We start from the raw sequence: 26,426 nt of genomic DNA, 5'->3' as shown, positions 1-26,426 counted from the left end.
CTCACTTTAATAAATGTTCAATAAATAACCGAATCGTACCAAAAACGGTAGCAGATACGACTCCAAAGACGATAACCGCTCCAGCTAATTTGAATAAATTCGTTGCAATGCCAAGAACGATCCCTTCACTTTTCGATTCAAGTCCGGCACTCGTTATTGAATTCGCAAATCCGGTAACCGGTACGAGAGAACCTGCCCCAGCGTATCGAGCAAACTTATCGTATACCCCAAAACCTGTCAGAAGTGCTGAAATAAGAATTAATGTCGCACTCGTTAGATTCCCTGCGTTATCCTTAGTAAAGTGAAAAGAATGTATATACATCTCTTGAAGACTTTGACCAATAACACAAATAGCCCCACCAAATAGAAACGCCTTTAAGCAATTCATAAAATAGGGAACGGAAGGCTGATAAGATTTCATATTTTTGCTATAATTTTTTGGATCATTTAATTTGACCATATCTATTTCCTCCTGTTAAACACATTGATTATATTTTGACAAAAATAGCCCAATGAAATAATGAGCCAAAGATCTTACCAAGAACGATTGCCATAAGTAGAGTTAATATTTGTTGATGTATGCCAATCCGCCTAGAAACAATTGGGATAACATTAAGTACCTCAGTCAAAGCTGCTGCAACCATTCCGATGAAGATACCGGAAAATAAACCAATTGGTGTTACTAGTAAAATGGGAAGGGATAGTTGATCGTTTCTTAACCCAAACCAAGTTCCCGAAACAGCGCCTACAATGACACTCCACTCATAGAATCTTATTTTATTCTTTGTTTTTGTCATTTGAACAAGCCTGGGTATAATTCCTAAAACGGTTAGAGTCGCTACAAAACCCCCACCTGTTATTAATCCTCCAGCTAGACCAATCAGTATGATAACGACGTCTTTAATCATATTTTTCTTTATCCTTTTTTTTGCTTTCATTTAATATGACAAATTGATCTAAATCTTGCTGATAATTAAACATCTCAATCTCCAAAGGACTAGGCTCTTCATTGAATTTCTTTTTAAATACATGATTAAAAAAAAGAATCATTCCAAGACCTAAGCCAACTGAATAAGGAATCTGTAGAAGGAGGGGCTGCGCATTTTTCTCTCCTGTAATTAAATAATATATTTTTTCATGAACACTCCCCATGGTCACGTCTTCATGAAAATTAATAATTGCAAGACCTGAACCAATGAACAATAACACCCAAACAAACATAAATAAAAAAGGTCGCCTGCGAGGTTTATGATGTGATTGAACTTCAATAATGGTTTGGTTGGGACCTACAATTTGGATATCAGCCTCTGGATAGTCAGAATAAATCGCATCAATGATCTCCATCACGTCAATAACAAGATAAGTACTATCTTCTGGTGTAATCTTATGAATGGTTTTTTTCTTAATTTTTGTCACAACGTGATTTGGACCAATGATTTGAGCAATATGTTGAACTTGAATGGTATCTTGACACATGGCTTGAAACTTTGGACGCAATCTTACATAGAGAGAAATAACACCCATGTTTCTTCCTCCTTACAGATTTAGTATTGCTTAATCTCCGCCATTCATGCTCAAACTCATCATTTCCATTAATTACATTTTTTTATTAATTAAAAAAGGGCAGCATCGGCTATAAATCAGACAGATATTCATTGGGATCCGCCTCGAACACTTACGGTGTGGTACGATGCTAAAGTAAGTTAATTGTCCATACATACTTAGAGTTATAGTCAAAATGACCTAAAAAAAAAGACACTTGGCGTTATTCCACCATGTGTCCTTTAATATCCTCTAATATTTTCTTTTCTAATCGTGAAACTTGTACCTGTGAAATGCCTAACCTTTTTGCTACCTCTGTCTGTGTTTGGTCTTTATAGTAACGCAGGTAGACAATTAAACGTTCCCGTTCCTTCAATTGTTCGACTGCTTCTTTAATGACGATTTGATCAAACCATTTCCCTTCATCTTTATCAGAAATTTGGTCTAGTAATGTAATGGGATCCCCATCGTTTTCATAGACGGTTTCATGTATCGATGAAGGTGCCCGAATCGCTTCTTGTGATAAGACGACATCTTCAGGTGATAATTCGAGTGCTTCTGCAATTTCATTCACGGTTGGATTTCGTCCTAATTTTTTGGATAATTCATCTTTTTTCTTTCGTACTTTGTTACCCGTTTCTTTCAGTGATCGGCTAACTTTAACCACACCGTCATCTCGAATAAATCTTTGAATCTCACCAATAATCATGGGCACTGCATACGTAGAAAATTTCACGTCATATGAGAGATCGAATTTATCTACTGATTTTAATAAACCAATGCATCCAATTTGAAACAAATCATCTGCTTCATATCCACGATTGGAAAACCGTCCAACAACTGACCAAACGAGCCGGAGATTTTTCTGAATAATTATATCTCTAGCATCTTTATTACCGGAGTGGCTTTCTTTAATCAAATGTTTGATTTCTGCATCATCTAATAAGGGTTCTTTTGCCGTTTCTTTTCTCACCTCGAGATCCATAGGCCCTGCTCCCTAATTCACAATGGTTTTACTTCCGACAAAATGTTTTGTCAGATAAATGGTTGTACCTTCATTTGGTTCCGAAAAGACATCAATATTATCCATAAAACTTTCCATAATAGTAAAGCCCATGCCTGATCGCTCAAGTTCTGGTTTCGTGGTAAAGAGAGGCTGACGTGCTTCAGCTAGATCCCTAATACCAATACCCGTGTCTCGTATCATAATTTTAACGGTTCGATCAATGATTTCCGCATGGATCTCGACTAAGCCCTCCCCTTTATTTTCATAACCATGAATGATCGCATTTGTGACTGCCTCTGAAACGACGGTTTTTATTTCGGTTAGTTCGTCCATTGTTGGGTCAATCTGTGCAACAAATGCGGCAACAGTAACACGTGCAAAAGATTCATTTTGACTAAGTGCCGAAAACTTAATATGCATTTCGTTCCGCATTATGCTACCCCCAATGTTTGTAAGGCATAATGTTCGTCTTCTTCGTAACGAATGATCTTAAACATACCTGACAATTCAAATAACCGACGGACAGCAGGAGAGATTGAGCATACAACCATCTCTCCACCGAGGCTTGCAATTTGCTTATATCTTCCGAGAATAACCCCAAGCCCTGAACTATCCATAAATTGTAATTGACCTAAATTCAATAAAATATGTTGTACAGCCTTCTGTTTCATCAAGTCATTAACCTGATTTCTCAAATCTTCAGCTGTATGATGATCTAATTCCCCTTCTAGACGAATACAGAGAACTTCGTATTTTACATCCAAATCAATTTGAAGACTCATCTGTCCTCTCCTCCTTTTATTCCGGATAATGAAGGTTTCTCTATCTATCTTTTGAATTCCTTCACCATGACAAAACTAGTGATCATTCGACGTAACTAGTTAAAATATATAAAATAGCGCCAATCCTTGTAAAACCTGTACGACAAGAAACTTTAGTGTACGATTTTACCCATGGTTTGTTTAAATAACTGCCACCATGAAGCCTCTTTAATGTCTTGGTTAATAACAAGGGGCGTTTTAGCTAACACTTTGTTATTTTGTCTTAATTCATAATAACCAACGACTGTTCCTGCTTTTAACGGTGCTTGAAGATGTTTTTTAATCATTATTCTCTTCTTCACATGTTTACCTGAGTCACTTTTTTTCAAAAGAAGAACAACGGGTTTCTTAGTTACGACAGGTACATGTTGTTTTTCCGATTTACTAACATCTACAACTTTTACCGTATGGTTTTTGTTTATTAATTTTTTGATTTTATAATTGGCAAAAGCCTGATCTAATAACTGAGCCATTTTTTTATTTCGATCCTTCGGTGTTTGGGCGCCCATAACAACGGCAATGACACGCATATTATTTCGGGTCGCTGTAGCCGTTAAGCAATACTTCGCCTCGTTTGTAAAACCTGTCTTCAAACCATCGACACCGGGATAGGTCTTTATTAATTTATTTGTGTTAACAAGCCAAAATTTATTTTCGGTGTCTTCACGTAAATAATCTTCGTATCTTGACGTATACCCAAGTACTTTTTCATGATCTAGTAAAGCTTTGGCCATGATCGCCATATCATGAGCAGATGAGTAATGGCCATCTACTGGCAGACCCGTTGGATTTTTAAAATGAGTATGTTTAAGACCTAGTTTTTTGGCTTCTTTATTCATTCGCTTAACAAAATCTTTCTCTGATCCGGCTATGTATTCAGCCATTGCGACAGATGCATCGTTTGCAGAGGCTATGGTTATAGCTTTTAGCATCTCATTAACGGTCATTGTTTCTCCTGGTTCGAGAAAGACTTGCGATCCCCCCATTGAGGCAGCGTGTTCACTAACTGATACTTTATCTTTGAGTGAAAAATCATGACGATCTAATCCTTTGAAAATTAGGAGTAACGTCATAATTTTTGTCATGCTAGCTGGCGGAAGTTCTTTATTACTATCTTTTGTAAACAGAACTTTCCCTGTTTCCTTTTCAATCACAAAGGCCGATTTCATTTGTTCGGCTGCATCTTTCTTTTCTGATTTACTTTTTGCATAAGTGAATCCTTGACTGCCTAATGATGAAACCAAAAGGATGACACTTAGTCCTATAGATACCAAAATCTTCAATGCATATCCCTCCTTATAATCCTCTATAGTCTTCCCAAAAAAGGCAAAACTATACGAGAAAATGAAGGAGAAATTGATCGCTTTATTTCAATATTCATAAATCCAGTTTCTCTCTTTGACCTAACTGAAACGGTATATCTTAATGATCAAGTAGAGAAGAAAACAAGCGTTTTTCATTGTCTCATGCCATATTTACATATATTATAAGAGTGGTTAACTAGCTCACGTCTTTAGGGGGATAAAAAAAGGATTATGATGAAACTTATCGCGATTGATTTAGATGGAACGCTTCTAAATAACGAGAAAAAAATAACAGATAGAACAAAAGATGTTTTAAAAAAAGCTAAAAATCAAGGGGTTAAAATTGTCTTGTGTACAGGTAGGCCTCTATTAGGTATGGTTCACTATCTTGATGAACTAAATCTTCGAGAAGATGGCGATTATGGAATTACTTATAACGGAGGACTTGTTCAGAAGACGAAAACAGGTGACGTTGTTTCTGAAATAACCATGTCAAAAAAAGATATTCAGATCCTTTATAAGCTTAGCCAAACGTTGGAAGTACCTATGAATTTTATTGATCTAGAACGTGTTTATACACCAGCGCCTCCAGAGGGTAAACCTTCCTTATATGGTGGTATTATGAAAGCATTGCCTTTCGTTACAACAGATATTGAATCACTTCCAGAAGATACCAAAATAAATAAAGCTCTTTTTTGCATTGATCAACCGGTACTTGATGCTGCAATACAAAAAATTCCTCGTTCATTTTTTGAGAATTATACAATGATGAAATCTAGACCTGTTTTACTTGAAATTATGAATAAAAATGTCGATAAAGGAAAAGGACTTCTAGCCTTGGGTCAACATCTTGGGATAAAACAAGAAGAGATGATGACATTCGGTGACGAAGAAAATGATTTGGCCATGATTGAGTATGCAGGTTTGGGAGTTGCAATGGGAAATGCCATTGATAAAGTAAAAGATGCTGCCCAGTTTATCACACTAACAAATGAAGAAAATGGGGTCGCTTACGCCGTTGAGAAATTTGTCATTAAAAAATAAGTAAATTTTAAAAATGAATGACCGTTTTTCTACCTAAACTTCAGTAGCCCGAATTAAAATCGGGCTTTTTTTATGAACTCACCCTCTAAATTTTCCTTCCAGGGATGCCTTTAATTTCTGGTCTTCCTTTACCAGATTTACGATTAAATTGCCTATGACTCATAGTTATGATATAAATCTACTAGTCTTTTATCTAATTTTATGAAAATAAAGAGATTCAACCAGTCAATAAGGATATACAAGCATATACTAGAAATAAAAAATGTAGAGTGAGATAAGGAGGTTACCTCGTGGGTGAATATAAAATCATTGTAGAGACCACCAATAGCAACAAACGTGCTGAAGAACAGTCTTATTTTTTAAAACAGAATCAAATTGATAGTCAATTAATAACGCTCTCTTTTGATAGACAAAAATTGTATAGTGTCCAAGCCGGGCCCTACTTCGCGAAAAAAGAAGCACTAGAAGATATTGATAAAATTAAAGGTCTTGGCCTTCGACAGGCTTTTATAACAAGGAATATATAGACTAAGAGTTGTTTCTATAGCTACTAAAGTAGAATAATAAGCTACTAAAATAGAATAAAAGCAGTAACGAGCTTGTTATCTGCTTTTATCATTTCTCTTTATTTCGTTATGACACGATAAACAATGCCTTCTTTTTCAAACGAATTTTCTTGGACATCATAGGATTGATTCAACCGATCGATAACTTCTGACACCTGATCTCTATTGGCATGTATCGTGAAAATAATGTCATCTTGGTTAAGCTCATCACCCAATTTCTTATGCATCGTAATTCCAACACTATGATCAATGGGGTCCCCTTTTTCTTTCCTGCCTGCTCCAAGAAGCATTGCTGCCATTCCAATACCTTCAGTATCTACACGATGTAAATAGCCTTTCTGTTTGACACGAACATCAATATGGTATTTTGCTTGTTTGGTTTCAAGTGATTTTAAGTTACCGCCTTGTCTTTCAATGAAGGTTTTAAACCTATTGTAAGCCGAACCATCTTTAAGTTTTGATAACAATAATTGATAGGCCACGTCAACTTGATCAACTATTCCACCTAAAACAACCATATGCGATGCAATGGTCAGACAAAGTTCCTGTAAATCTTCTGGTCCTTCCCCTTTCAATGTTTGAATGGCTTCCCGAACTTCATTTGCATTGCCAATTTCATGTCCGAGAGGTTGATTCATGCTACTAATGACAGCGACTGTTTTTCGATTTAAGGACTCCCCAATCGTGACCATGGCCTCGGCTAAGCGTTTAGCTTCATCCATCGTTTTCATAAATGCGCCGGATCCAACTTTCACATCAAGGACGATCGCATCTGCTCCAGAAGCGAGTTTCTTGCTCATAATGGAACTCGCAATGAGTGGGATCGATTCAACCGTAGCTGTAACATCACGAAGCGCATAGAGCATCTTATCCGCAGGAACGAGGTGTCCTGTTTGACCTGCGATAGCGATCTTCACATCATTCACCTGCTTGATAAATTCAGTTTCGGAAAGCTCCGTTTTGAAGCCATCAATGGACTCAAGCTTATCAATCGTTCCACCTGTATGACCTAATCCCCGCCCACTCATTTTCGCAACTGGAATCCCTGCAGATGCTACGAGCGGACCAACAATGAGACTTGTCTTATCCCCGACACCACCTGTTGAATGTTTATCCACCTTAATTCCCTGTATAGCCGTTAAATCAATTACATCACCTGATTTAACCATCTCATAGACTAAGAAAGATAACTCGGTCTCTGACATTTCTTTAAAGAATATGGCCATCATTAATGCCGATACTTGATAATCTGGGATCTTCTCTTTTACATAACCTTGAATAAAAAATTGAATTTCCTCATGTGTTAGTTCAAATCCATCGCGTTTTTTATGTATAATGTCCACCATTCTCACATTGAATCCTCCTAACTTGATCGGTTATCGGCCGGTTATTAGCCTATCTTCTTAACAATTCCCTTGATCAATTTAACAAACTGATCTTTTATTTGTTCAGTTATCTCAATGACTTCTTGATGAGACAAGGGTTGATCTAGAATGCCACTTCCTGCATTCGTAATACAAGAGATACCAAGAACACTCAATTTAGCATGATTGGCCACGATGACTTCAGGTACGGTCGACATACCGACTGCATCTCCACCAAGTGTACGTATCATTCGCACTTCGGCGGGTGTTTCATAGTTAGGGCCAGGCGTCGCAAAGTAAACCCCTTCTTGAATAGAAAGACCTATGTCGTTTGCTGCTTGCTTTGCCGCTTCAATTAATGCAGGATGATACGGCTTTGACATATCTGGGAAACGATCACCTAAAGTGTCATCATTTGGTCCAAATAAAGGATTGTTACCTAACATATTAATATGGTCATTGATGATCATTAAGTCCCCTGGTTTGAAGGAGAGATTTACACCGCCTGCTGCATTCGTCACAATCAGTGTTGTGATGCCGATTTCTTTCATGACTCGAACGGGTAGAGTGACTTGTTTTAAATCGTATCCTTCGTAATAATGATACCTGCCTTGCATGGCTATGACTGGAATACCTTCCAGTTTCCCAATGACAAATTGACCCTTATGACCTTTAACCGTCGATGTTGGAAACCCGGGAAGAGATTCATATGGAATGTGGACTGATTCTGTTAATTCATCAGCCAGGATACCTAATCCAGATCCAAGAATAAGACCTATTTTAGGATTGACTGTCATTTTTTCTTGCACAATAGACGCTGCTTCATTTATTGTTGATAGCATCAAAATCACCTCAACCTTTATATTTTATCTAAAAAACTAACGCCATTTTTCGGCATCGGAATACTGAATATATCGCTAACGGTCGCTCCAATATCTGAAAAGGTTTGACGAAGTGGAAGGGAATGCCCTTCTTTAATATTTTGATGATAGACAAAGAGCGGTACAAATTCACGGGTATGATCCGTCCCTTTATATGTTGGGTCATTCCCATGATCGGCTGTTATAATTAAACAATCATCGGGAGTCATTTTAGCCAAAATTTGGGGCATGCGTTGGTCAAAAGCTTCTAAGGCTTCCCCATACCCAATAGGATCCCGGCGATGACCATATTTAGCATCAAAGTCCACAAGGTTTAAAAAAGCTAAACCATGAAATGGTTCATCCATCACGTCTAATAGCTTGTCTACTCCATCCATGTTATCCTTCGTACGAACACTTTTGGTTACTCCTTCACCATCATAGATATCAGAAATTTTCCCTAAAGCGATAACATCTAATTTTTGATCTTTCAATTCGTTCATGACGGTATGTCCAAAAGGCTTTAAAGCATAATCATGACGATTGGGTGTCCGTTCAAAATGGCCAGGTTCCCCAACAAATGGACGTGCGATGACACGGCCTACCATATATTTTTCATCTTTTGTCATTTCTCTTGCGATATCACAAATTTTGTAGAGTTCATCTAAAGGAACAATAGACTCGTGGGCCGCAATTTGCAGGACCGAATCTGCAGACGTGTAAACAATTAACGCCCCTGTCTTCATATGTTCTTCACCTAGTTCATCAAGAATTTCTGTTCCCGATGCCGGTTTATTTCCAATAATTTTCCGTCCCGTTTTTTCTTCTAATGCCTCAATCAATTCTTTTGGGAACCCATTAGGAAATGTAATAAAAGGTTTTTCAATTTTTAGCCCCATAATTTCCCAGTGACCCGTCATGGTATCTTTTCCGTTTGATGCTTCTTGCATCCGACCATAATGAGCTTTAGGATGCAAAGTAGGAGAGATTCCTTTTATATCATCTCGGATACATCCTAATCCAAAGGACTCAAGATGTGGTAACGTTAATCCATTCATTTTTTCTGCGATATGACCCAATGTGTCGACCCCATAGTCATCGAATTTTGAAGCATCAGGTGCTTCGCCTATTCCAACTGAATCCAATACAATGAGGAAAACCCTTTTGAATTTTTTTTCCATGATTTAATGCCTCCATTTACTTTATGAACGAGGATGATATCTTGAGAAAACATCTTTCATACTATGTTTAACTTGACTAGCATATATCTGTGTCGTCGAAATATCAACGTGCCCTAGCATTTCTTGTATTGAAATAATATCTGCGCCATTTTGAATGAGATGTGTCGCAAAAGTATGTCTAAGTGTATGCGGTGTGAGTTCTTTTTCAATATGAGCTTGTTTAGCCAAAGACTTTAAAATTTTCCAAAGCCCTTGTCTCGTGAGTCGATCACCGCGTCTGTTAACAAAAAAAGCATCCTTATCTCGCTTATGTTTGACAAGTTTCGGCATGCCTTCATTAATGTATTGCCTAAGTGCCCTTATTGAAGGTTTACCAAGAGGAATGACACGCTCGTTCCTTCCATGTCCGACCCGAATAAACCCCATCTCTAAATGAACATCTGCCTGATTTAATTGAATGAGTTCGGTCGCTCGAATACCTGCCCCATAAAGGACTTCAAGAATCGCACGATCACGCATTCCAGTAGGCACAAGGATGTTAGGTACATCAAGGAGGGTATTTACTTCTTGAATAGTTAAAACAGAAGGGAATTTTCGGGACACTTTTGGGATATTGATCTCATAGGCAGGATCATGCTGCATTAAACGATTCTCCAGGAGATAATGATGAAACCCTTTTATACTCGCAATCTGCCTTGCAATCGTGGCGGGTGCTTTCCCTTCATCTTTTAGAGAATATAAATAACGTGATATCGTCGATGTAACCACTTGATCCCAGTATTGAATATGTACGGTTTGCCGCAAAAAACGAATATACTGAGTAAGATCACGGTGATAAGCTTCTCTTGTATTTTCTGATAGCCGTCGATCCATTTCTAGATAATGAAGAAATGTATCCAATTGATCCTGCATAATCATTCCCCATTTCTAAAAAATTCCATTAACCTTGGAAACCCATTCTGCTTCGTCATTTGTTCTTCATCTACTGTATAGGATACTTTGATGGCTCTTCCAATCGGTTCATCGTATTTATGATAGCTTTCCTCTCGTCGATCCAAATGATTCAAAGCATAATAAAAAAAAAGCGTTAAAACAACAAAAAGGATAAATACACGGCATGTTTCAATCAATCCACTATAGAAATTTTTCACCCATTTTCACCATCCGTATCTAAAGGTTGTCTTTCTTTACTATATGACGATGATGAGTTAATCTTTACTCTTTATAGGGCATATCTCGTAAAATATGGATTCTCTCACTTCACTTTATCCATGATAGAGTAGTAGATAGCGTAACAATGTTAATGAATGTGTTGTTATGATTTTGCAATCACTAAGATACGTCTTATATTATGTATTATAACCATTTTTTACGTTAAGTAGGAAGTAAGAACCTATTCACCTGTAACTTCTATTAATTTTTTCTAGTTTTTAGTTTATCAAAATAGATGTCCTTCGATCCATACTTTAAAATCGGAACTACTTGAAGGTGGTTTAAATCTTGATAAATGGAGATATAAAGATAAAACCTTCTCCATAGGAAAAGGTCTACTTAACGACTGATATTATGTTCTTTTTGTTCCACCTCTGCATGTTTACTAACACAACGGTGGCAAATACCATGAAACGTTAAACGATGGTCCTTAATTTTAAAGTGCCAATTTCGTTCAACCACTTTTTCTACATCGCCAAGAAGATCTTCCTGGATTTCATCTACCGCACCGCATTCAATACATACTAAATGGTGATGAAAATGTGTGGCACCTTCTTGTCTTAAATCATAGCGGGATACGCCATCTCCAAAATTAATTTTATCTACAACTTTCAACTCAGATAACAGTTCAAGTGTTCGATACACCGTCGCAAGTCCGATTTCCGGTGCCTTATCTTTTACGAGGAGGTAAACATCTTCTGCACTTAGATGGTCTTCTTCATTTTCTAGAAGAACACGAACGGTGGCTTCTCTTTGTGGTGTTAGTTTATATTTACGAGAATGTAATTGTTTCTTTATTCGATTAATTCTACTTTCCAAAACATACCCCTCCCTCGCCTTTACACAAACGTATTATAATCCTTGACAAGAGAAGTGTCAAATTAGAATAATTATAATTTAAAAATTGAATTTATTATTAAATGATAATCAATTAATGAACAACACTACGAATGATCACAGGCGATATATAGGCTTCATACGTCGAGACAAATAATAATACGAGACAAACGAGGACCATAAATAAACCGTAACGGATAAATTGAGGCCATAAAGGAGCTTTTCGCGTTTTCATTAACAATTGCCGAAACATTTTCAATGAAAAGGAAATGGATACAGCTCCTGTAATAATAAAAAGAGGAACAATAAAGACATTCTGTGGAAATACACTCGCCAATGAGACCCAAAAACCATGGAATCCCATTTGATTGACAAGAAAACCAACCGTAAACCCAAGAACAATCCCTTTTAAAAATAGTAGGATAAAAATAATAGGTAGACCGATAACCGATAATCCTAGAATCCACATGAACCCCATATATTGTACATAATTTGTAAAGCTTTCGGCAAGCATATTTTGAGGTGAAGCGACATTGCCTTTTGACAATTCTGTGAAAAAACGACTGATATAAGTATAAAGATCTTTCTTTGATTCATATGGTAAACTATTGACAATAATAGCGCCAAAGATAACACCCATTAAGAATAAAACGACCACAAAAGTATATATTGGAAGATTTTCTTGAACATGTTTCATGACGATTCTTTTTATCTTTTGATTCATTCACTAGACCTCCTCGAATAGCTTATAATTAAGTCTATGAAAATTGAGGAAATCTATGACTGAAAATCTAGTATATATTTCATTTCACTTGTTCAAAGTCCAAATAGGATTGAATCGATGTCAAAGAAATATTGAACCCCTTCTCATAATAAAAATGAATTACTTCTGGGTTAATTGAATCAGTTGTAAATATTGGATGGCATAAACTGTTTTTGCATCATAGATTCGATGGTCTTGAATCATTTGAAGAGCTTCGTTAAGCTCAACTTCTTCAATTTCCAGAAATTCATCTTCATCAAGGTGTGGTTGACCTTTGACTAAATCAGTCGCAACATAGACATGAAGGAGCTCATCTGAAAAACCTGGTGATGTATAAAAAGACACCAAATGTTGGACCGAACCGCACGTATAACCTGTTTCTTCTTCCATTTCTCGGATAGCCGATGATTCAGGTTCTTCACCCGGTTCTAGTTTTCCAGCTGGTATTTCATAAATTTCTTTCTCTAATGGCTTTCGATATTGTCTGACTAAGATGACTTTTTGGTCATCTGTTTGCGCAATAACAGCGACAGCTCCAGGATGTTTCACAATTTCCCGCTTACTTTTGGATCCATTTGGTAGTTCAACATCTTCAACTACGAGTTGGACGATACGTCCATTAAAAATAGTTTTTGATGATACTGTTTTTTCTTCAAATTGACTCATTTTTCTCTTTCCTTTCACTCTTTATTTTTTTATCCATTTAATAGTCACTACCATGTTTAACTCTTCTCTTGATCTATCTTAAACGTTGTTACTAAAACAATCTACTTTTATGGAATGAAAATAGATCATTAAAAAAATAGTTAAAAATTGTATATCTGTCTTGCTGTTAATCTTGTATAATAATAAGCAACTATTTTCTAAAAATAAGCGTTATTCTCTTGCAATAATTTTTAGTACATAAAAGCAGGGTGATCATTCATGGAAAAAAGCATTTCAAAGACAAGAAAGCCATCCTTTCATTTATTTATTCCTGTTAAAAAATCTCGAAACTTCCGCTGCTTATGGATCGGCAACTCGTTATCTACTCTTGGCGGTTCAATCAGTATGATTATTCTTCCCATTTTAGTCCTCCAATTAACCCATTCTACAGTTTCGATGGGAATTGTCATGGCCTGTTATATGCTACCTAACGTCCTTATTCTTCCCTTTGCAGGAGTCATTGTTGATAAGGTCAATCGCATTCATTTAATGATTCTGATGGACGCTTTTCGCGCTCTAATTAGCTTTCTAGTCATGGGATTAGGAATAGCTGGATATTTAACAATGCATACATTATATGTAGGAGCAGCGATTCTCGGTTTAACCAGCGGTCTGTTTCAGCCTGCTTACTCTGCTCTACGTGCTACGGTGTTTACTCCTGACATTCGAACTGCTGCCAATTCATTAAGTCAATTAAGCGTTCAAGCCATGTCACTCATCGGTCCTCCCATCGGAGGCATTATCGCTTACAAATCTGCTCCGATTGGTTTTGGAATCGATGGCATCACCTATCTTATTTCATTAATAAGTTTACTATGTATGACGAATGATAAAAAAAGTCATCATGTGAGTCATACTAGTGGGAATAGATTTAACTGGAAAGATCTTTTGGGTGGAATTCACACTTTGAAACAATCAACTTGGCTTTGGGTGACTATACTTGCTTTTAGCTTTATTAACATCTGCACAACTGGAATTATAAGTATCATCATTCCTTGTTTAATCAATGTTCATTATCATTTAGAACCTATTGTTTATGGCTTCGTGATGTCTGGAGAAGGAATCGGTGCAGCTATAGCTGCCTTTATCTTTGGAATGCGAAGAAGGTGGCACTTCCGTGGCTATATGGCTTATATAGGGACTGGCATTTATGGGTTTGTCTTATTGCTCATGACTTTTGTTTCTTCACCACCCTTGCTTGTTTTACTTATGGTAGCTGGCGGTATGGGGATTATGACGTTTGGCTTAGTTTGGGAAACAAGTCTTCAAGAACTCGTTTCAGATGAATCATTTGGGCGTGTAGCTAGCCTTGATATGCTTGGTTCATTCGCCTTACTGCCAGCTGGCTATCTGTTTACCGGCTGGTTTTCAAAAGCAGCTGGGGGCATAACGGCGATGACGGTCTTAAGTAGCGCCGTTCTTGTGACTGTTTTTATTGTTTTGTGCATACCAAAAATACGGCAGTTTGACTGAATGAAAAAGCCTCATGTGATGTGAACTTTTTTATCCCGCTTTAAATGGCGAGTATTGACCCCCACCTCAAGGTCATGAGTGTAAACAAGCATACCTAGGTGGGGGATAACTGCCGCATGACCCCGATTGGTTCAGACTTTCAATCAATGGCTTTTTTATAACAATCACATGTCGTTAAATGATCATTGACCATCCCTGTGGCTTGCATGAAGGCGTAACAAATGGTTTCACCTACAAATTTAAATCCTTTTTTCTTCAATACTTTACTCATTTCTTTTGAAATTGGACTTGAACTGGGTACTTCACTTAATGACTCAAAATGGTGAACAACGGGTTTCCCACCAACAAACCGCCAAATAAATGCATTAAAAGGTTCTTCTTTTTCAATTTCTAGAAAAGCTTTAGCATTTGTAATAATTGCTTCAATTTTTCCGCGATGGCGAATAATTCCTGGATTCTGCATTAATGTTTCCACTTTCATTTCATCATACCGCGATATCAGTTCTGGCTTAAAATGATCAAAAGCCTCACGATACGATTCTCTTCTTTTTAAAATGGTGATCCAACTCAGCCCAGCTTGCATCCCTTCAAGACAAAGCATCTCAAATAGTTTAAGCCGATCATATTCGGGCACACCCCACTCATGATCATGGTAGCTGATATATAGAGGATCTTCTGTAACCCAATCACATCGATTCATGTCAAATTCCCCTTATCGTTCATATAAAAGACCTTTCATTTATGGTCATGATACTTTATAACTACCGCCATCTCTAAACGACTGTTTTCTTAATTATAAACGAACATACATTCTTTTTCCAGTACTAATCGAATATACATTCGTATATAATGAATGTATATGAGGTGATAAAATGCCATCCATTCTTTTAACACCAGCTGAAGAACAATTAATTAATCGGTTTATTCTCCTTCCTATTGTACGTCAGGTTCTTGAACGAGATAAACAAGTGATTGAAGAATGTTGTCTGTCTTTTTATGACGTTTATGGAGAGGTATTTGACCAAGCGATCAGAGCTGTTTCAATTGATATTCGTCACACAAAACAGTTGATTTTCGAAAATAAAATAAGGTATAAAAAAAACGGGATTCTGAATTATGAAATTTATGTTCGCGGATGGCAACACCACATCCACTACCATCACATCTTTGCAAAACAATGGGTACAAAAACGACTTGAAACGTATCTTCTGAATTAATCGTCCTGCGTGATGATTAACACGTTCCATTAAACAAAGCGTTCAAAAATCTGGTTTAACCCCACATAATGCGTTCAGTTTCCCATCTCATTTGCATTTGTTTATAATGAAATTAGGGTATACTAGAAGTTTTTAGAATGAATTACGGGCGTTCATTTACACTGAAAATCAAACTATACGAGGAGGATATCATATTGAAAAAAAATAGATTAGGTAAATCTGATTTATATGTAAGCGAAGTTGGACTTGGGGCGATGTCATTACCAGAAAATGAAAAAGATGTCACATACCTTGTTGATAAAGCCCTTGATCAAGGTATCAACTTTATTGATACGGCTGATCTGTACTATTTTGGACGCAATGAAACGACGATTGGAAAAGCTTTAAAAGGAAAACGTGACCAAGTGATTCTTGCGACAAAAGTAGGGAATCACTGGGAAGAAGGAAAAGAAGATTGGTTTTGGGATCCTTCAAAAGCCTACATAAAAGATGCGGTGAAACAAAGTCTTCGCCGCTTAAATGTGGATTATATCGATCTTTATCAATTACATGGCGGGACATTAGATGATCCGATAGACGAAACGATTGAAGCTTTTGAAGAGCTTAAAGCTGAAGGGGTTATTCGGTATTATGGCATTAGTTCTATTCGTCCAAATGTGATTCGGGAATATATTAAAAAATCTTCCATTGTCAGTGTCATGATGCAATATAGTATATTAGATCGCAGGCCTGAAGAAACTGTACTGGATCTTCTACATGACCATCAAATCAGTGTGATTGCAAGAGGACCCGTTGCTAAAGGACTTCTATCTGATCATGGTCTAACAAAAGTTTCCGATCAAGGTTATTTAGATTATAGCAAAGAGGATCTTGCAACAATCATTACTCAATTAAAAAAGGATGTCGCTAAAGAACGTTCTCTATCAGAGCTTGCCATCCGCTACGTCCTCACACATCCCGCTGTGGCTGTCGCCATACCAGGCGCTAGTAAAGAAAGTCAGTTGTTAGCTAATATCCACGCCTCAGAATTCCCACCATTAACAAGTGAGGAAATTAAAGCTATACAACAAATGACTAAAGCTAATGTCTATACTGCTCACCGCTAACCTTACACTCGCCTTAACCGTCAGAACATAGAAAAAGCCTCCAGTTTAATAACTAATTGGAGGCTTTACTTTTTATATCAATGACACAAGACATGGTTTGATTCATAATTTGATTCAAACTTTTCAAATCAAAACTTTTTGTTTTTTCATCATAATCAATCGTCATCTCATTATCTAAATAGACTTGATTATAGGACATGACATAGATGGGTACGCTATTCGTATCAATTTGAACTTCATTTTGAATGGGTTCATCTGTAAAACCTAAAGTATAAATACCATCATCTGAGCATCCACACCCTTCCCGATCATAGTTCAATACGAAATGGCCATTTGGATGCTGCTTGATGATATCATGAATCTTGTTTTGAGCCTGCTCTGTCCATGTGATATGCACACTCATTCCTCCTCGTATTATGTTATATTGTTACTTTATCATACCCTAAGGTTAAACGGTAATATCCTGTTTTAGACGTATGAGGAGCAAGTTATTGTGTTAGTTGAAAAATATTTGGTATACTTACTTTACAAATCTACCCGAGGAGATGTTTCTCAATGATATCAATTGAAACAAATGAAAAATTTGAAGAAGTCATTCAAAGTCCAGATACCATCATCGTTAAATTTCAGGCTGGCTGGTGCCCTGATTGTAAACGTCTAGATATGTTTATTGATGACATTATTAAAGATTATAATTTTGAATGGTTTGATGTTAATAGAGATAATTTTCCAGAACTTGCAGAAAAATATGAAGTCATGGGCATTCCGAGTCTCTTAGCTTTTAAAAATGGTCAAAAAATAGCGCATCTTCACAGTGCAAATGCAAAAACACCTGAAGATGTTCGTCATTATCTTGATGGCGTTGATAAACTTGCCGTTAAATAAGAATTAAAGGGTAGAACAGAGACATGATCTTGTTCTACCCTTTTATTTATCCAATAGAATCATGCTTTGTTTCGTTACAACATTGATGGTATGTTTCACTTTCTATTTGTATTGTCGTATGATCGACAGAAAAATGATGAGATAAGATGTGGTTTGCTTTTGTAAGAATAGAATCTCGATCTGCCTCAGATTTTGCGATTATATGGCAACTAAACGATGGAAATTCATTTGATATCATCCAAATGTGCAAGTCATGTAAACCACACACACCATCAATGCTTTCCAATTCATTCCTTAGTTTCTTTAAATCAATATAGTCTGGCGTGCCTTCCATTAAGATATTTGTTGCCTCTCTAATGACAAACCAGGCACTTTTTACAATTAATAATGAAACTAATATGCTTGCTAAAGCGTCCACAAACCCCCATCCAGTAAAGTAAATGATTATGGCAGCCATAATGGCACCTAAAGATCCTAATAAATCACCAATGACATGGACAAGCGCACTTCTAATATTTAAGTTGCCACTCGTATCTCCTTTTAACAAAATATAAGCCACGAGAACATTGACCACGGCACCCGTTATAGCTATCCATAGCATGGTCATACTTTTCACAGATTCAGGATGAATAAAGCGTTGACACGCCTCGATAATAATGAGTATTGAAATAACAAGGAGTGACACGCCATTAAATAAAGCGACTAATATTTCAAACCGTTTGTACCCATATGTTTTCGCTTCTGTTGCCTTCCTACTACCAATAATGATGGCTAATAAACTTAAACCAAGAGAGATGGCATCACTCAGCATATGTCCAGCATCAGACAATAGCGTCAGACTGTGACTAATAAAACCTCCAAAAGCTTCCAGAATCATAAAGAAGACAATAAGTAAGAAACTTACCCATAATACTCTCTTGTTTTCTTCATGATGATGGTGATGATGATGATCCATTTCCGTCTTGCTCCTCCTCTCCCCCTTACCGTGACAAAACATCCTAAGGACTATATTCTTCTCCGCTAGGGATAGGATTTAAAAGTAACTACTCACATTTTAGTGTGAACTACCAAAAACAACATATGAATATGTGTTCATGTATATAATATGAGAATTCTTTTTTGAATGTCAATGATTTACCACTCTGTCTTTCCTATTATTTCGATAAGATTAAATTGATGTCAATTAAAACGATCCTATTGGAGCTAAATGCGACGAAACGGACAATGTAAGTAGCAATTTATTGTAATTTAAAATGTTGTGAAAATATTGTAACTTGCATTAAGTCAAGGTAAAATAAAGAGAAACTTCCATCAGTGGGGGTTTTCTTCATCCTCCACTGATGGTTAGCTGAACCAATCGGACCTTAAAGGGCAGTTGATCCCCCACCTATCTTCTTTGAATTCTCAGAATCTTGAAGTGGGGGTCTTTACTTGCCGTTAAGGCGGGATAAAGATCAAACTGAATAATACTTGATTGAAAAGGGGAATAGTTTCATGGAAACAAAAAAGCGAAAAATAGGAATTATTGGTGTTGGAAATGTTGGAACGGCAGCAGCCACCGCTATTTTACATAATAACATAGCAGACGAGCTCCTTCTTATCGATTGTGATGAGAAACGTGCAGAAGGTGAAGCAATGGACTACTTAGATAGTATTGAATTCAATACATCTAGAACCTACGTCAAGACTGCCAATTTAGAAGAAGCCGCCTCTTGTGACATACTTTTAGTAAGCGTGGCCGATCCTTCCACTATTCCATCAAGTTCACGTCTAGAGCTATTACAAGAATCCGCAACCATCATACAAGATGTTGTACCAAATTTAAGAAAATTGGGGTTCGCTGGTATCTATGTCGTGGCAACCAATCCATGTGATATCATCACTTACTTAACATGGACTCTCTCCGGTCTCCCCCGGAACCAAGTCGTCGGAACTGGAACTGCACTCGATAGTGCAAGATTTAGACGTTTAATTTCACAAGAAATCAAAAATATTAACCCCGAAACGATCCAAGGCTATACATTAGGTGAACACGGCGATTCTCAATTTGGTGTTTGGTCACACGTGACAATCGGGGGACAACCACTCGATGTATTTGAGAAGGAAACAGGGATAAAACTTGATCGTCATGCGATTGTTGAAAAAACACGGAGATTAGGCTGGGATATTCATATTCGTAAAGGATGTACTCAATTCGGTATAGGTAACGTTCTTGCTTATTTTGCTAAGAGTATCTTAGAAGATGCAAAGTCGGTTACTCCTGCTTCTTGCATTCTTGATGGAGAATATGGCTTTGATGATCTGTCTATTGGTGTCCCAGCCGTTATTGGTAGATGCGGTGTAGAACGCATCTTATCTCTTCAATTAACGGATAAAGAAAACAGTGAATTCGTAGCTTCAAGCCAAGTGATAAAAAACTACATTTCCGAGCTAAAAGTTTCAAAGTAGACTGATTGATTCTTTTTAAAAGGGAAGAGGACACATTAAAGAATAAAAAAATGGTAAAATAGATTTAATAGGCTTGGATAATTAAAGGAGGTTAATATGAGCGTACATATTGAAGCAAAACAAGGTGAGATTGCCGAAACGATTCTTTTACCGGGTGACCCCCTTCGTGCAAAGTATATTGCTGAAACATTTTTAGAAGATGCGACGTGCTATAACAATGTCCGAGGAATGCTCGGATTTACAGGAACCTACAAAGGAGAACGAATTTCTGTTCAAGGAACGGGTATGGGTGTTCCATCTATCTCCATTTACACGAACGAACTGATTCGTGACTATGGTGTTAAAAACCTTATTCGTGTGGGCACATGCGGCGGCTTGCAGCTTGATGTGCACGTAAGGGATGTTATTTTGGCAATGACAGCCACAACCGATTCAAACATCAATCATCTTACCTTCCCGGGTTTTGATTTTGCCCCAACAGCAAACTTCGATTTGCTGAAAACAGCCTATGATATTGGTACAGAAAAGGGACTAAAAATTCGTGCTGGCAACGTTTTGACCGCTGATGTCTTTTATCGGGATGATAAAGAAGTATTTAAGAAATTAGCCGATTATGGTGTTCTCGCTGTAGAAATGGAAACGACGGCTCTTTACACATTAGCTAGTAAATATGGGGTCAATGCTTTGACGATTCTAACCGTAAGTGATCACCTCTTCTCTAATGAAGATACAACGGCTGAAGAACGCCAAACCACCTTCAATGATATGATCATCATGGCCCTCGAAACAGCAATTAAACAATAATAAAGTGAAACTTCCCCCACTGGTGGTCACTTACATTATACAAATCACTTAGGCATTCAGTAACTATACTGAATGCCTTTTTATATCCTCTCATCCGCCCTCCTCTCTAAACAAATTCCAAAATACCCAATTTAAGAAAGGCACTGGCAAAGTAATAGAATTTAGCATAACCATAATATTGTAATGTTCAAAGGCTGTTGAAACATTTTTTGTAAATTCCGAAAGCAGAGACATTTTATTAAATAGATTCGATCAGATTATTTATTTTGTCACAAAAATTTAAGGGGGTTGGGGAACCAATGAGTCAAAATTATGATATTAAAACTTACAACATAAAGATGTCTACCGAGAATTTATCATTATTAAAAAACCGAGACATGTGGCATGAAACACCGATAGAAGCAACCTTGTTTATCGATGATTTATCATACCCTATTGGAATAAAGTACCGAGGTTCACATGTTCGAAAATTCAAGAAAAAGTCCTTTACTATTATTTTTGAAGAAGCCGAACTAGGTGTGAAAGAAGTTCACTTGAATGCCGAATTTATGGATAAATCATTGATCCGCAATAAACTATCATTGGATTTTTTTTCAGATTTAGATGTTTTGTCTCCGGATTCTTATCACGTAAATCTATATATTAATGATATCTATCAAGGTATTTACCTACAACTTGAATCCGTTGACAAATACTTTTTAAAACGGCGAAATCTACCGTATGGACCTATTTATTATGCAGAAAATGACAATGCTAATTTTTCCTTAATAAGCCCTATAAAAAAAGATACGAAAACATCCTTCATGTCTGGTTATTCAAGAAAAGAGGGTGATCGATCAGACGATGCGTTACTAAAAAAATTTATCTATCAAATTAATACATTACCCACGTCTACATTCGAAAAAGAAATTTCCAATTTAATAGACGTTGATACCTATTTGTCATGGTTAGCTGGTGTGGTGTGCACCCAGAATTATGATGGATTTATTCATAACTATGCCTTATACAGACAACCCAAAACCGGCCTTTTTGAAATTATTCCTTGGGATTATGATGCAACGTGGGGGCGAGATATTAACGGAAAAATAATGGACTATGATTGTATTCCGATTGTTGGTTATAACACTCTTACCGCTCGTTTATTGGATATTTCTTCATTTCGCAAGCAATACAAAACCATTCTCCAGAACATCTTGAATGACACCTTCACGAAGGATTATCTCTTTCCAAAGATTAAAACTCTCCACAAATTATTAGCTGAGTATGTAAACGACGATCCATATCTAAAAAATTATTTAGATCAATTTGATCAAGAACCATCTGTCATATTCGACTATATAAAGGACCGGCGCAACTATCTAATCAATCATTTATCAGATCTAGACTAACTAATATAAAGCCTGAGATTGACAAAAAACTCCATCTATTATCTATAAAAAGCTATGTAATAGGTTAATGCATTACATAGCTTTATACATACCTATTAAAACATTACTAGTTATTCAACATCTATTCATTTTTATACGTGAGAGATAAACAAACATATTTTAAAAAATAGTTTTCTATCTAATCCATTGATCGGCATAAATGAATATAAATATAGTATAAGAAAGGACATGCATATACCCACTAAGTCAGTTCTTAGATGTGATTTCAGTAATCATGAATTTTAAAGCTTCTGCTTTAAAAGCGTAGGAGTTTTTTAAAAGCACTTCTTTTAATACCTCAAGATCTTCATCAAAAAAGTGCATGAACCCGTATGAAAATAGTCGCATAGACTACGTGCTACTACACTTAGGAAAGGTGGTGTTACAACAGGACATCCCAGTAACTCCTATTTTTCCTCCTTTTTTAAAACGATATTGTTAGGGTATTTTCACTTGAAAGGAGAATCATCATGAATTTCAACATTGGGATGATGATCTTTATTTTTGTAATGACGTTGTTATTTATTTTCTGGCGCCCAAAAGGTATAAACGAAGCGTGGCCGACATCAATAGGTGCTAGTATTATTTTATTAACCGGAATTGTTTCCGTTGATGATATTCTTGATATCATAACGAAGATAGGTGGCGCCTCTATTACCATTATTGCCACGATTGTCATGGCTGTTATTCTAGAGAGTTTTGGTTTCTTCCACTGGGCAGCTGCTCGAATAGCTGATCTAGCTAAGGGATCAGGTCACCTTCTCTATTGGTATATTCAACTTCTATGTTTTTTGATGACCTTTCTATTTAATAATGATGGTAGCATCTTAATTACAACACCCATTTTAATATTATTACTAAAAAATCTTCGATTGAAACCACATCAACAGATCCCTTATCTATTAAGTGGTGCTCTGATTGCTACTGCATCTAGCACGCCAATTGGAGTCAGTAATATAGTCAATTTGATTGCATTAAAGATTGTTGATATGTCCCTTTACATGTATACGGTTATGATGTTCTTACCTGCAACATTAGGATTACTCTTCATGTCTTTTCTAATGTATCTCTTACTAAAACACAAACTTCCTAAAACTTTACCGCCGGCTTCTTATGATCTTGAAGAAATTTTTTTTACAAATCAATTTCATCCTCTAAAAGGTCACATCTCAGTCGAAACAAAACGTAAACGAACGCAATTTATGTTCAAAGTCTTGGCATTTGTATTAGTCATTCGTTGCCTTATCTTTGTAGCATCATACTTCTCTATCCCCATTGAAATCGTTGCCGTACTAGGATCAATGACCTTACTCATATGGAGATGGTATCATTTACGCACAAATCCTGTTGATATCTTCAAGAAAACGCCATGGCATATTCTTATCTTTGCTTTTTCAATGTATGTTATTATATATGGTTTAAACAACGCAGGACTGACCACAATCCTTGTATCATTATGCGAGCCCATTATTAATTATAGTTTATTCCACGCAAGCTTTATTATGGGCGGATTAATTTCCATTCTATCAAACATCTTTAACAACCATCCAGCCTTGATGGTTGGCACCATTACGATAACATCCATGGGACTTGATCCAATCACATTAAAGACCATCTACCTTGCCAATATCATAGGAAGTGATATGGGATCCTTATTATTACCAGTAGGGACTCTTGCCTCACTTATTTGGATGCACATTTTAAGAGAAAAGAAAATTAAAGTCACATGGAAAGATTATTTAAGCGTCACAATGATTGTTATTCCTCTATCAACATTTGTCACCTTACTACTCTTGTATTATTGGATTCAATTCATATACTAGATAGAATCAAATCGTTAAAATTTACATGTTTAGAGCTTATTAGTTAATGAACTCTAAAAATTATGTAAAAAAATAAGCCAAGATTTTTATAAGCTATCTTGGCTCATTAAACGATCAAGGCAGATGAATAGATTTGACATGATTGAAATTTAAATAAATGGTCTTATTTCTTGCTATAACACACTCAATTTGAGCATTTTCAACTTTGGTAATTTTTCCTATTTTATGTGGGGCATTGTCTAAATCAAACACAACCAGTTGATTGACGTATTTTTTACATTGTTGCTCAAAAGTTCGTGCATAGGACTGAGTGGTAGGTTTAAGTGGAAATACTCCATCTGTTAAATCATAAATCTTTTCATTTTGATGGTAAGGAATAAGACGTTTCAAATGTTGCAATGGAATGAGTACCTCTCTGTAAACAGGAGTTGTGAAAACAAAGTAATCGTTCATAACATTGGAGACATAACCATGAAGTGATTTATCATTAGAAATATATACCTCAGATAGAGTCCCCCTTGCATTATTTAAGACTTTTCGTAAGGACAAGGTTTCGTCTCTGTCACCTATGGGAACATCCTTAGGGAATACGATATCTTCATCATCTTCATTGCTAAAATCAATTATATCAATATGATTGAGAGGTAAATAGATAAAATCTACTCCATTAAAAATCACAATAAGATCGGAACCTACGTCTATCAACGTTCCTTTTAATACCGCATTACCTAACAAATGTAAATGAACAAATTGTCCAATAGATTTTTTTATTTCTATCATTGTATCCTCCTTCCTGCATAAAATTCTATGGTAGTAAATTTATTGTTAACAAGGACAGGTAGTAAGAAAGTCAATAGGCCTAAACATGAATATCATGTGTTTGGACGTATTGACTCTGATTGGACTAAGCGTAACAAATCATATATGGCCGTGACGATTCTAGTAACGAATCATACCAAAGGCATTTATGATTGGTCACTTTTAACTTTATTAAATATCAATTTTTCTTTATAGTTTGAAAAATTGTCCTAAAGGGCGACTACCTTCATAAGGGTCATTGTTCATATACTTAGTCGTACCTGATTTACTAGCTTTATTCATCGCATTCCACATGTCTCGGTTGCTCGAGTTTTTATTTCCGGATGATTTACCAGTAGATTTACCTGATGACTTGCCTGATGACTTGCCTGACGATTTGCCTGATGATTTACATGAAGAATTGCCTGATGACTTACATGATGACTTGCCATAAGAATTTCCCGATGACTTACCTGATGATTTGCAAGAAGACTTACCTGATGATTTATCAGAAGAATTTCCCGATGACTTACCCGATGACTTGCCTGATGACTTGCCAGAAGACTTACCTGATGATTTATTACCACTATCAGAGTCTTTACCTTTTAATACTCGGCTAACACTTCTTATGTGGTAGATTGAAATGAACATAATTTCATCGTTGACAATAAGTTCAATATTATTATTGGACACAGATGTTAAAACCCCTTCAATACTTTCAGGGCCACCTCGGTTTATTTTCACTTTTGTCCGAATTAACTTTTCTAGTAGGTCAGAAAAGTGATGAACATCAATGAAAGTGACTCTTTCAGAACGCAAGCTTGGTTCACCTTTTGAGTCGATAACAACGCCTTTAATGTGTTCTAATTGGTAGTATACAACGCCTTCTTTTGTATCTAATACTAAATAATCGTCTTCAACAGCTAATAAAACACCCGTTTTTGACTCAGGTCCGCCAAGATTCACTTTAACATTTGATCCAATTAATCCTTCCAATAATTCAATAGAAATATCGTTAAACACTATTTTTCCTCCCTTTAAGAGTTAATTTATCAAGCTTTTATAGCAACATCATATGTATCTTGACGAGATAGTGGTATAGTTAGATTTATCAATAAATGTAAAATAGTTATTTCAATCAAAGATACTAGTCCATAGAGATTTATACTTAAGTTAGTAACACTCTTATATGTCTATAAAACTCATAATTTTTTTCAGTACAAAACCCGTTTCCTTGATT

30 protein-coding genes are annotated in these 26,426 nt (G+C 36.4%); 10 read left to right on the top strand and 20 right to left on the bottom strand.

What is annotated here, in order from left to right; translation table 11 throughout:
• Position 1: 1 nt before the first annotated feature.
• The 7 genes from spoVAC to GMB86_RS04220 form a co-directional block, all read right to left on the bottom strand.
• On the bottom strand, positions 2 to 460 hold the full coding sequence (gene spoVAC / locus GMB86_RS04250) for a stage V sporulation protein AC (protein ID WP_155217155.1): 459 nt from the start codon (positions 458 to 460) through the stop codon (positions 2 to 4).
• 28 nt (positions 461 to 488) lie between these two features.
• A complete protein-coding gene (locus tag GMB86_RS04245) occupies positions 489 to 908 on the bottom strand; it encodes a stage V sporulation protein AB (protein WP_155217153.1) in 420 nt (139 codons plus the stop codon).
• On the bottom strand, positions 901 to 1,524 hold the full coding sequence (locus GMB86_RS04240; protein ID WP_155217151.1) for a stage V sporulation protein AA: 624 nt from the start codon (positions 1,522 to 1,524) through the stop codon (positions 901 to 903). Before GMB86_RS04240 ends, GMB86_RS04245 begins: the two co-directional genes overlap by 8 nt.
• 241 nt (positions 1,525 to 1,765) lie before the next feature.
• Positions 1,766 to 2,527 (bottom strand): RNA polymerase sporulation sigma factor SigF, encoded by a 762-nt coding sequence (sigF, locus tag GMB86_RS04235; protein WP_155217149.1) that lies wholly within the window; start codon positions 2,525 to 2,527, stop codon positions 1,766 to 1,768.
• Positions 2,528 to 2,539: 12 nt separating this feature from the next.
• Complete coding sequence (gene spoIIAB, locus GMB86_RS04230; RefSeq protein WP_155217146.1) at positions 2,540 to 2,980, bottom strand: anti-sigma F factor; 441 nt, start codon at positions 2,978 to 2,980, stop codon at positions 2,540 to 2,542.
• Positions 2,980 to 3,330 carry an anti-sigma F factor antagonist gene (gene spoIIAA / locus GMB86_RS04225; protein ID WP_141190604.1) on the bottom strand — a complete coding sequence of 117 codons (351 nt, stop codon included), beginning with the start codon at positions 3,328 to 3,330 and terminating at the stop codon, positions 2,980 to 2,982. Before spoIIAA ends, spoIIAB begins: the two co-directional genes overlap by 1 nt.
• Positions 3,331 to 3,482: 152 nt before the next feature.
• Entirely contained in the window at positions 3,483 to 4,652 is a 1,170-nt protein-coding gene (locus GMB86_RS04220; protein ID WP_155217144.1) for a D-alanyl-D-alanine carboxypeptidase family protein, read from the bottom strand.
• 252 nt (positions 4,653 to 4,904) lie between these two features.
• Here GMB86_RS04220 and yidA point away from each other — a divergent pair, with 252 nt between their 5' ends.
• Both yidA and GMB86_RS04210 read left to right on the top strand, forming a co-directional pair.
• Positions 4,905 to 5,717, top strand: coding sequence for a sugar-phosphatase (gene yidA, locus GMB86_RS04215; RefSeq protein WP_155217142.1), 813 nt, complete (start codon positions 4,905 to 4,907; stop codon positions 5,715 to 5,717).
• Between the two features lie 290 nt (positions 5,718 to 6,007).
• Positions 6,008 to 6,244, top strand: a complete 237-nt coding sequence (locus GMB86_RS04210) for an SPOR domain-containing protein (protein WP_155217140.1) — start codon at positions 6,008 to 6,010, stop codon at positions 6,242 to 6,244.
• Positions 6,245 to 6,342: 98 nt separating this feature from the next.
• On the opposite strand, the gene GMB86_RS04205 is transcribed toward GMB86_RS04210, so the two are convergent.
• The 8 genes from GMB86_RS04205 to GMB86_RS04170 form a co-directional block, all read right to left on the bottom strand.
• Entirely contained in the window at positions 6,343 to 7,635 is a 1,293-nt protein-coding gene (locus GMB86_RS04205) for a pyrimidine-nucleoside phosphorylase (RefSeq protein ID WP_329602750.1), read from the bottom strand.
• A gap of 38 nt (positions 7,636 to 7,673) precedes the next feature.
• Positions 7,674 to 8,489 (bottom strand): purine-nucleoside phosphorylase, encoded by an 816-nt coding sequence (locus GMB86_RS04200; protein ID WP_155217138.1) that lies wholly within the window; start codon positions 8,487 to 8,489, stop codon positions 7,674 to 7,676.
• 17 nt (positions 8,490 to 8,506) lie between these two features.
• Complete coding sequence (deoB, locus tag GMB86_RS04195) at positions 8,507 to 9,688, bottom strand: phosphopentomutase (RefSeq protein ID WP_155217136.1); 1,182 nt, start codon at positions 9,686 to 9,688, stop codon at positions 8,507 to 8,509.
• 21 nt (positions 9,689 to 9,709) lie between these two features.
• On the bottom strand, positions 9,710 to 10,600 hold the full coding sequence (xerD, locus tag GMB86_RS04190) for a site-specific tyrosine recombinase XerD (protein WP_155217134.1): 891 nt from the start codon (positions 10,598 to 10,600) through the stop codon (positions 9,710 to 9,712).
• A 2-nt stretch (positions 10,601 to 10,602) separates the two neighbouring features.
• Entirely contained in the window at positions 10,603 to 10,839 is a 237-nt protein-coding gene (locus tag GMB86_RS04185; protein ID WP_155217132.1) for a DUF4227 family protein, read from the bottom strand.
• Positions 10,840 to 11,239: 400 nt separating this feature from the next.
• The gene (fur, locus tag GMB86_RS04180) at positions 11,240 to 11,719 is read right to left on the bottom strand and encodes a ferric iron uptake transcriptional regulator (RefSeq protein WP_155217130.1); all 480 of its coding nucleotides are present in this window, start codon (positions 11,717 to 11,719) and stop codon (positions 11,240 to 11,242) included.
• A 112-nt stretch (positions 11,720 to 11,831) separates the two neighbouring features.
• Entirely contained in the window at positions 11,832 to 12,461 is a 630-nt protein-coding gene (gene spoIIM / locus GMB86_RS04175) for a stage II sporulation protein M (protein WP_155217128.1), read from the bottom strand.
• Positions 12,462 to 12,620: 159 nt separating this feature from the next.
• On the bottom strand, positions 12,621 to 13,166 hold the full coding sequence (locus GMB86_RS04170) for an NUDIX hydrolase (RefSeq protein WP_155217126.1): 546 nt from the start codon (positions 13,164 to 13,166) through the stop codon (positions 12,621 to 12,623).
• 258 nt (positions 13,167 to 13,424) lie between these two features.
• On the opposite strand from GMB86_RS04170, the gene GMB86_RS04165 reads away from it, so the two are divergent.
• Positions 13,425 to 14,678 carry an MFS transporter gene (locus GMB86_RS04165; RefSeq protein WP_155217124.1) on the top strand — a complete coding sequence of 418 codons (1,254 nt, stop codon included), beginning with the start codon at positions 13,425 to 13,427 and terminating at the stop codon, positions 14,676 to 14,678.
• 139 nt (positions 14,679 to 14,817) lie between these two features.
• Here the strand turns inward: GMB86_RS04165 and GMB86_RS04160 are convergent, their stop codons facing one another.
• On the bottom strand, positions 14,818 to 15,378 hold the full coding sequence (locus GMB86_RS04160) for a DNA-3-methyladenine glycosylase I (protein ID WP_155217122.1): 561 nt from the start codon (positions 15,376 to 15,378) through the stop codon (positions 14,818 to 14,820).
• Positions 15,379 to 15,550: 172 nt separating this feature from the next.
• On the opposite strand from GMB86_RS04160, the gene GMB86_RS04155 reads away from it, so the two are divergent.
• Positions 15,551 to 15,895, top strand: coding sequence for a hypothetical protein (locus tag GMB86_RS04155; RefSeq protein ID WP_155217120.1), 345 nt, complete (start codon positions 15,551 to 15,553; stop codon positions 15,893 to 15,895).
• Between the two features lie 194 nt (positions 15,896 to 16,089).
• Positions 16,090 to 17,001, top strand: coding sequence for an aldo/keto reductase (locus tag GMB86_RS04150; protein WP_155217118.1), 912 nt, complete (start codon positions 16,090 to 16,092; stop codon positions 16,999 to 17,001).
• Positions 17,002 to 17,053: 52 nt separating this feature from the next.
• Here GMB86_RS04150 and GMB86_RS04145 read toward each other — a convergent pair whose 3' ends face one another.
• Entirely contained in the window at positions 17,054 to 17,398 is a 345-nt protein-coding gene (locus tag GMB86_RS04145; protein ID WP_196220120.1) for an iron-sulfur cluster biosynthesis family protein, read from the bottom strand.
• 158 nt (positions 17,399 to 17,556) lie between these two features.
• Here GMB86_RS04145 and GMB86_RS04140 point away from each other — a divergent pair, with 158 nt between their 5' ends.
• A complete protein-coding gene (locus GMB86_RS04140; protein ID WP_155217114.1) occupies positions 17,557 to 17,886 on the top strand; it encodes a thioredoxin family protein in 330 nt (109 codons plus the stop codon).
• A 46-nt stretch (positions 17,887 to 17,932) separates the two neighbouring features.
• Here GMB86_RS04140 and GMB86_RS04135 read toward each other — a convergent pair whose 3' ends face one another.
• On the bottom strand, positions 17,933 to 18,841 hold the full coding sequence (locus GMB86_RS04135) for a cation diffusion facilitator family transporter (protein ID WP_155217113.1): 909 nt from the start codon (positions 18,839 to 18,841) through the stop codon (positions 17,933 to 17,935).
• 539 nt (positions 18,842 to 19,380) lie between these two features.
• Between GMB86_RS04135 and GMB86_RS04130 the strand changes: the two genes are divergently transcribed.
• From GMB86_RS04130 to GMB86_RS04115, 4 genes are all read left to right on the top strand, one after another.
• Positions 19,381 to 20,334 (top strand): L-lactate dehydrogenase, encoded by a 954-nt coding sequence (locus GMB86_RS04130; RefSeq protein WP_155217111.1) that lies wholly within the window; start codon positions 19,381 to 19,383, stop codon positions 20,332 to 20,334.
• A gap of 96 nt (positions 20,335 to 20,430) precedes the next feature.
• On the top strand, positions 20,431 to 21,138 hold the full coding sequence (gene deoD / locus GMB86_RS04125; RefSeq protein ID WP_155217109.1) for a purine-nucleoside phosphorylase: 708 nt from the start codon (positions 20,431 to 20,433) through the stop codon (positions 21,136 to 21,138).
• Positions 21,139 to 21,437: 299 nt separating this feature from the next.
• Positions 21,438 to 22,526 (top strand): CotH kinase family protein, encoded by a 1,089-nt coding sequence (locus tag GMB86_RS04120; RefSeq protein WP_155217107.1) that lies wholly within the window; start codon positions 21,438 to 21,440, stop codon positions 22,524 to 22,526.
• A gap of 509 nt (positions 22,527 to 23,035) precedes the next feature.
• A complete protein-coding gene (locus GMB86_RS04115; RefSeq protein ID WP_155217105.1) occupies positions 23,036 to 24,388 on the top strand; it encodes an arsenic transporter in 1,353 nt (450 codons plus the stop codon).
• 114 nt (positions 24,389 to 24,502) lie between these two features.
• Here the strand turns inward: GMB86_RS04115 and GMB86_RS04110 are convergent, their stop codons facing one another.
• Both GMB86_RS04110 and GMB86_RS04105 read right to left on the bottom strand, forming a co-directional pair.
• Entirely contained in the window at positions 24,503 to 25,168 is a 666-nt protein-coding gene (locus tag GMB86_RS04110; RefSeq protein WP_155217103.1) for a DUF2642 domain-containing protein, read from the bottom strand.
• A gap of 228 nt (positions 25,169 to 25,396) precedes the next feature.
• Positions 25,397 to 26,209 (bottom strand): hypothetical protein, encoded by an 813-nt coding sequence (locus GMB86_RS04105; protein WP_155217101.1) that lies wholly within the window; start codon positions 26,207 to 26,209, stop codon positions 25,397 to 25,399.
• Positions 26,210 to 26,426 lie beyond the last annotated feature (217 nt).

This window comes from Terrilactibacillus tamarindi (assembly GCF_009718825.1).
Lineage (GTDB): Bacteria > Bacillota > Bacilli > Bacillales > Sporolactobacillaceae > Terrilactibacillus > Terrilactibacillus tamarindi.
Note: the sequence above shows the minus strand (reverse complement) of the source record. Positions and strands in the feature narration are given on the sequence as shown.

What these genes read in the sequence shown, in the direction of transcription:
- GMB86_RS04155 (WP_155217120.1), top strand. Translation starts at nt 15,551, where the DNA reads ATGCCATCCATTCTTTTAACACCAGCTGAAGAACAATTAATTAATCGG.
- GMB86_RS04165 (WP_155217124.1), top strand. Translation starts at nt 13,425, where the DNA reads ATGGAAAAAAGCATTTCAAAGACAAGAAAGCCATCCTTTCATTTATTT.
- GMB86_RS04170 (WP_155217126.1), bottom strand. Translation starts at nt 13,166, where the DNA reads ATGAGTCAATTTGAAGAAAAAACAGTATCATCAAAAACTATTTTTAAT.
- GMB86_RS04120 (WP_155217107.1), top strand. Translation starts at nt 21,438, where the DNA reads ATGAGTCAAAATTATGATATTAAAACTTACAACATAAAGATGTCTACC.
- sigF (WP_155217149.1), bottom strand. Translation starts at nt 2,527, where the DNA reads ATGGATCTCGAGGTGAGAAAAGAAACGGCAAAAGAACCCTTATTAGAT.
- spoIIM (WP_155217128.1), bottom strand. Translation starts at nt 12,461, where the DNA reads ATGAATCAAAAGATAAAAAGAATCGTCATGAAACATGTTCAAGAAAAT.
- GMB86_RS04115 (WP_155217105.1), top strand. Translation starts at nt 23,036, where the DNA reads ATGAATTTCAACATTGGGATGATGATCTTTATTTTTGTAATGACGTTG.
- GMB86_RS04135 (WP_155217113.1), bottom strand. Translation starts at nt 18,841, where the DNA reads ATGGATCATCATCATCACCATCATCATGAAGAAAACAAGAGAGTATTA.
- GMB86_RS04160 (WP_155217122.1), bottom strand. Translation starts at nt 15,378, where the DNA reads ATGAATCGATGTGATTGGGTTACAGAAGATCCTCTATATATCAGCTAC.
- spoVAC (WP_155217155.1), bottom strand. Translation starts at nt 460, where the DNA reads ATGGTCAAATTAAATGATCCAAAAAATTATAGCAAAAATATGAAATCT.
- xerD (WP_155217134.1), bottom strand. Translation starts at nt 10,600, where the DNA reads ATGCAGGATCAATTGGATACATTTCTTCATTATCTAGAAATGGATCGA.
- GMB86_RS04130 (WP_155217111.1), top strand. Translation starts at nt 19,381, where the DNA reads ATGGAAACAAAAAAGCGAAAAATAGGAATTATTGGTGTTGGAAATGTT.
- GMB86_RS04140 (WP_155217114.1), top strand. Translation starts at nt 17,557, where the DNA reads ATGATATCAATTGAAACAAATGAAAAATTTGAAGAAGTCATTCAAAGT.
- deoB (WP_155217136.1), bottom strand. Translation starts at nt 9,688, where the DNA reads ATGGAAAAAAAATTCAAAAGGGTTTTCCTCATTGTATTGGATTCAGTT.
- yidA (WP_155217142.1), top strand. Translation starts at nt 4,905, where the DNA reads ATGATGAAACTTATCGCGATTGATTTAGATGGAACGCTTCTAAATAAC.
- spoIIAA (WP_141190604.1), bottom strand. Translation starts at nt 3,330, where the DNA reads ATGAGTCTTCAAATTGATTTGGATGTAAAATACGAAGTTCTCTGTATT.
- deoD (WP_155217109.1), top strand. Translation starts at nt 20,431, where the DNA reads ATGAGCGTACATATTGAAGCAAAACAAGGTGAGATTGCCGAAACGATT.
- GMB86_RS04245 (WP_155217153.1), bottom strand. Translation starts at nt 908, where the DNA reads ATGATTAAAGACGTCGTTATCATACTGATTGGTCTAGCTGGAGGATTA.
- GMB86_RS04240 (WP_155217151.1), bottom strand. Translation starts at nt 1,524, where the DNA reads ATGGGTGTTATTTCTCTCTATGTAAGATTGCGTCCAAAGTTTCAAGCC.
- GMB86_RS04110 (WP_155217103.1), bottom strand. Translation starts at nt 25,168, where the DNA reads ATGATAGAAATAAAAAAATCTATTGGACAATTTGTTCATTTACATTTG.
- spoIIAB (WP_155217146.1), bottom strand. Translation starts at nt 2,980, where the DNA reads ATGCGGAACGAAATGCATATTAAGTTTTCGGCACTTAGTCAAAATGAA.
- GMB86_RS04200 (WP_155217138.1), bottom strand. Translation starts at nt 8,489, where the DNA reads ATGCTATCAACAATAAATGAAGCAGCGTCTATTGTGCAAGAAAAAATG.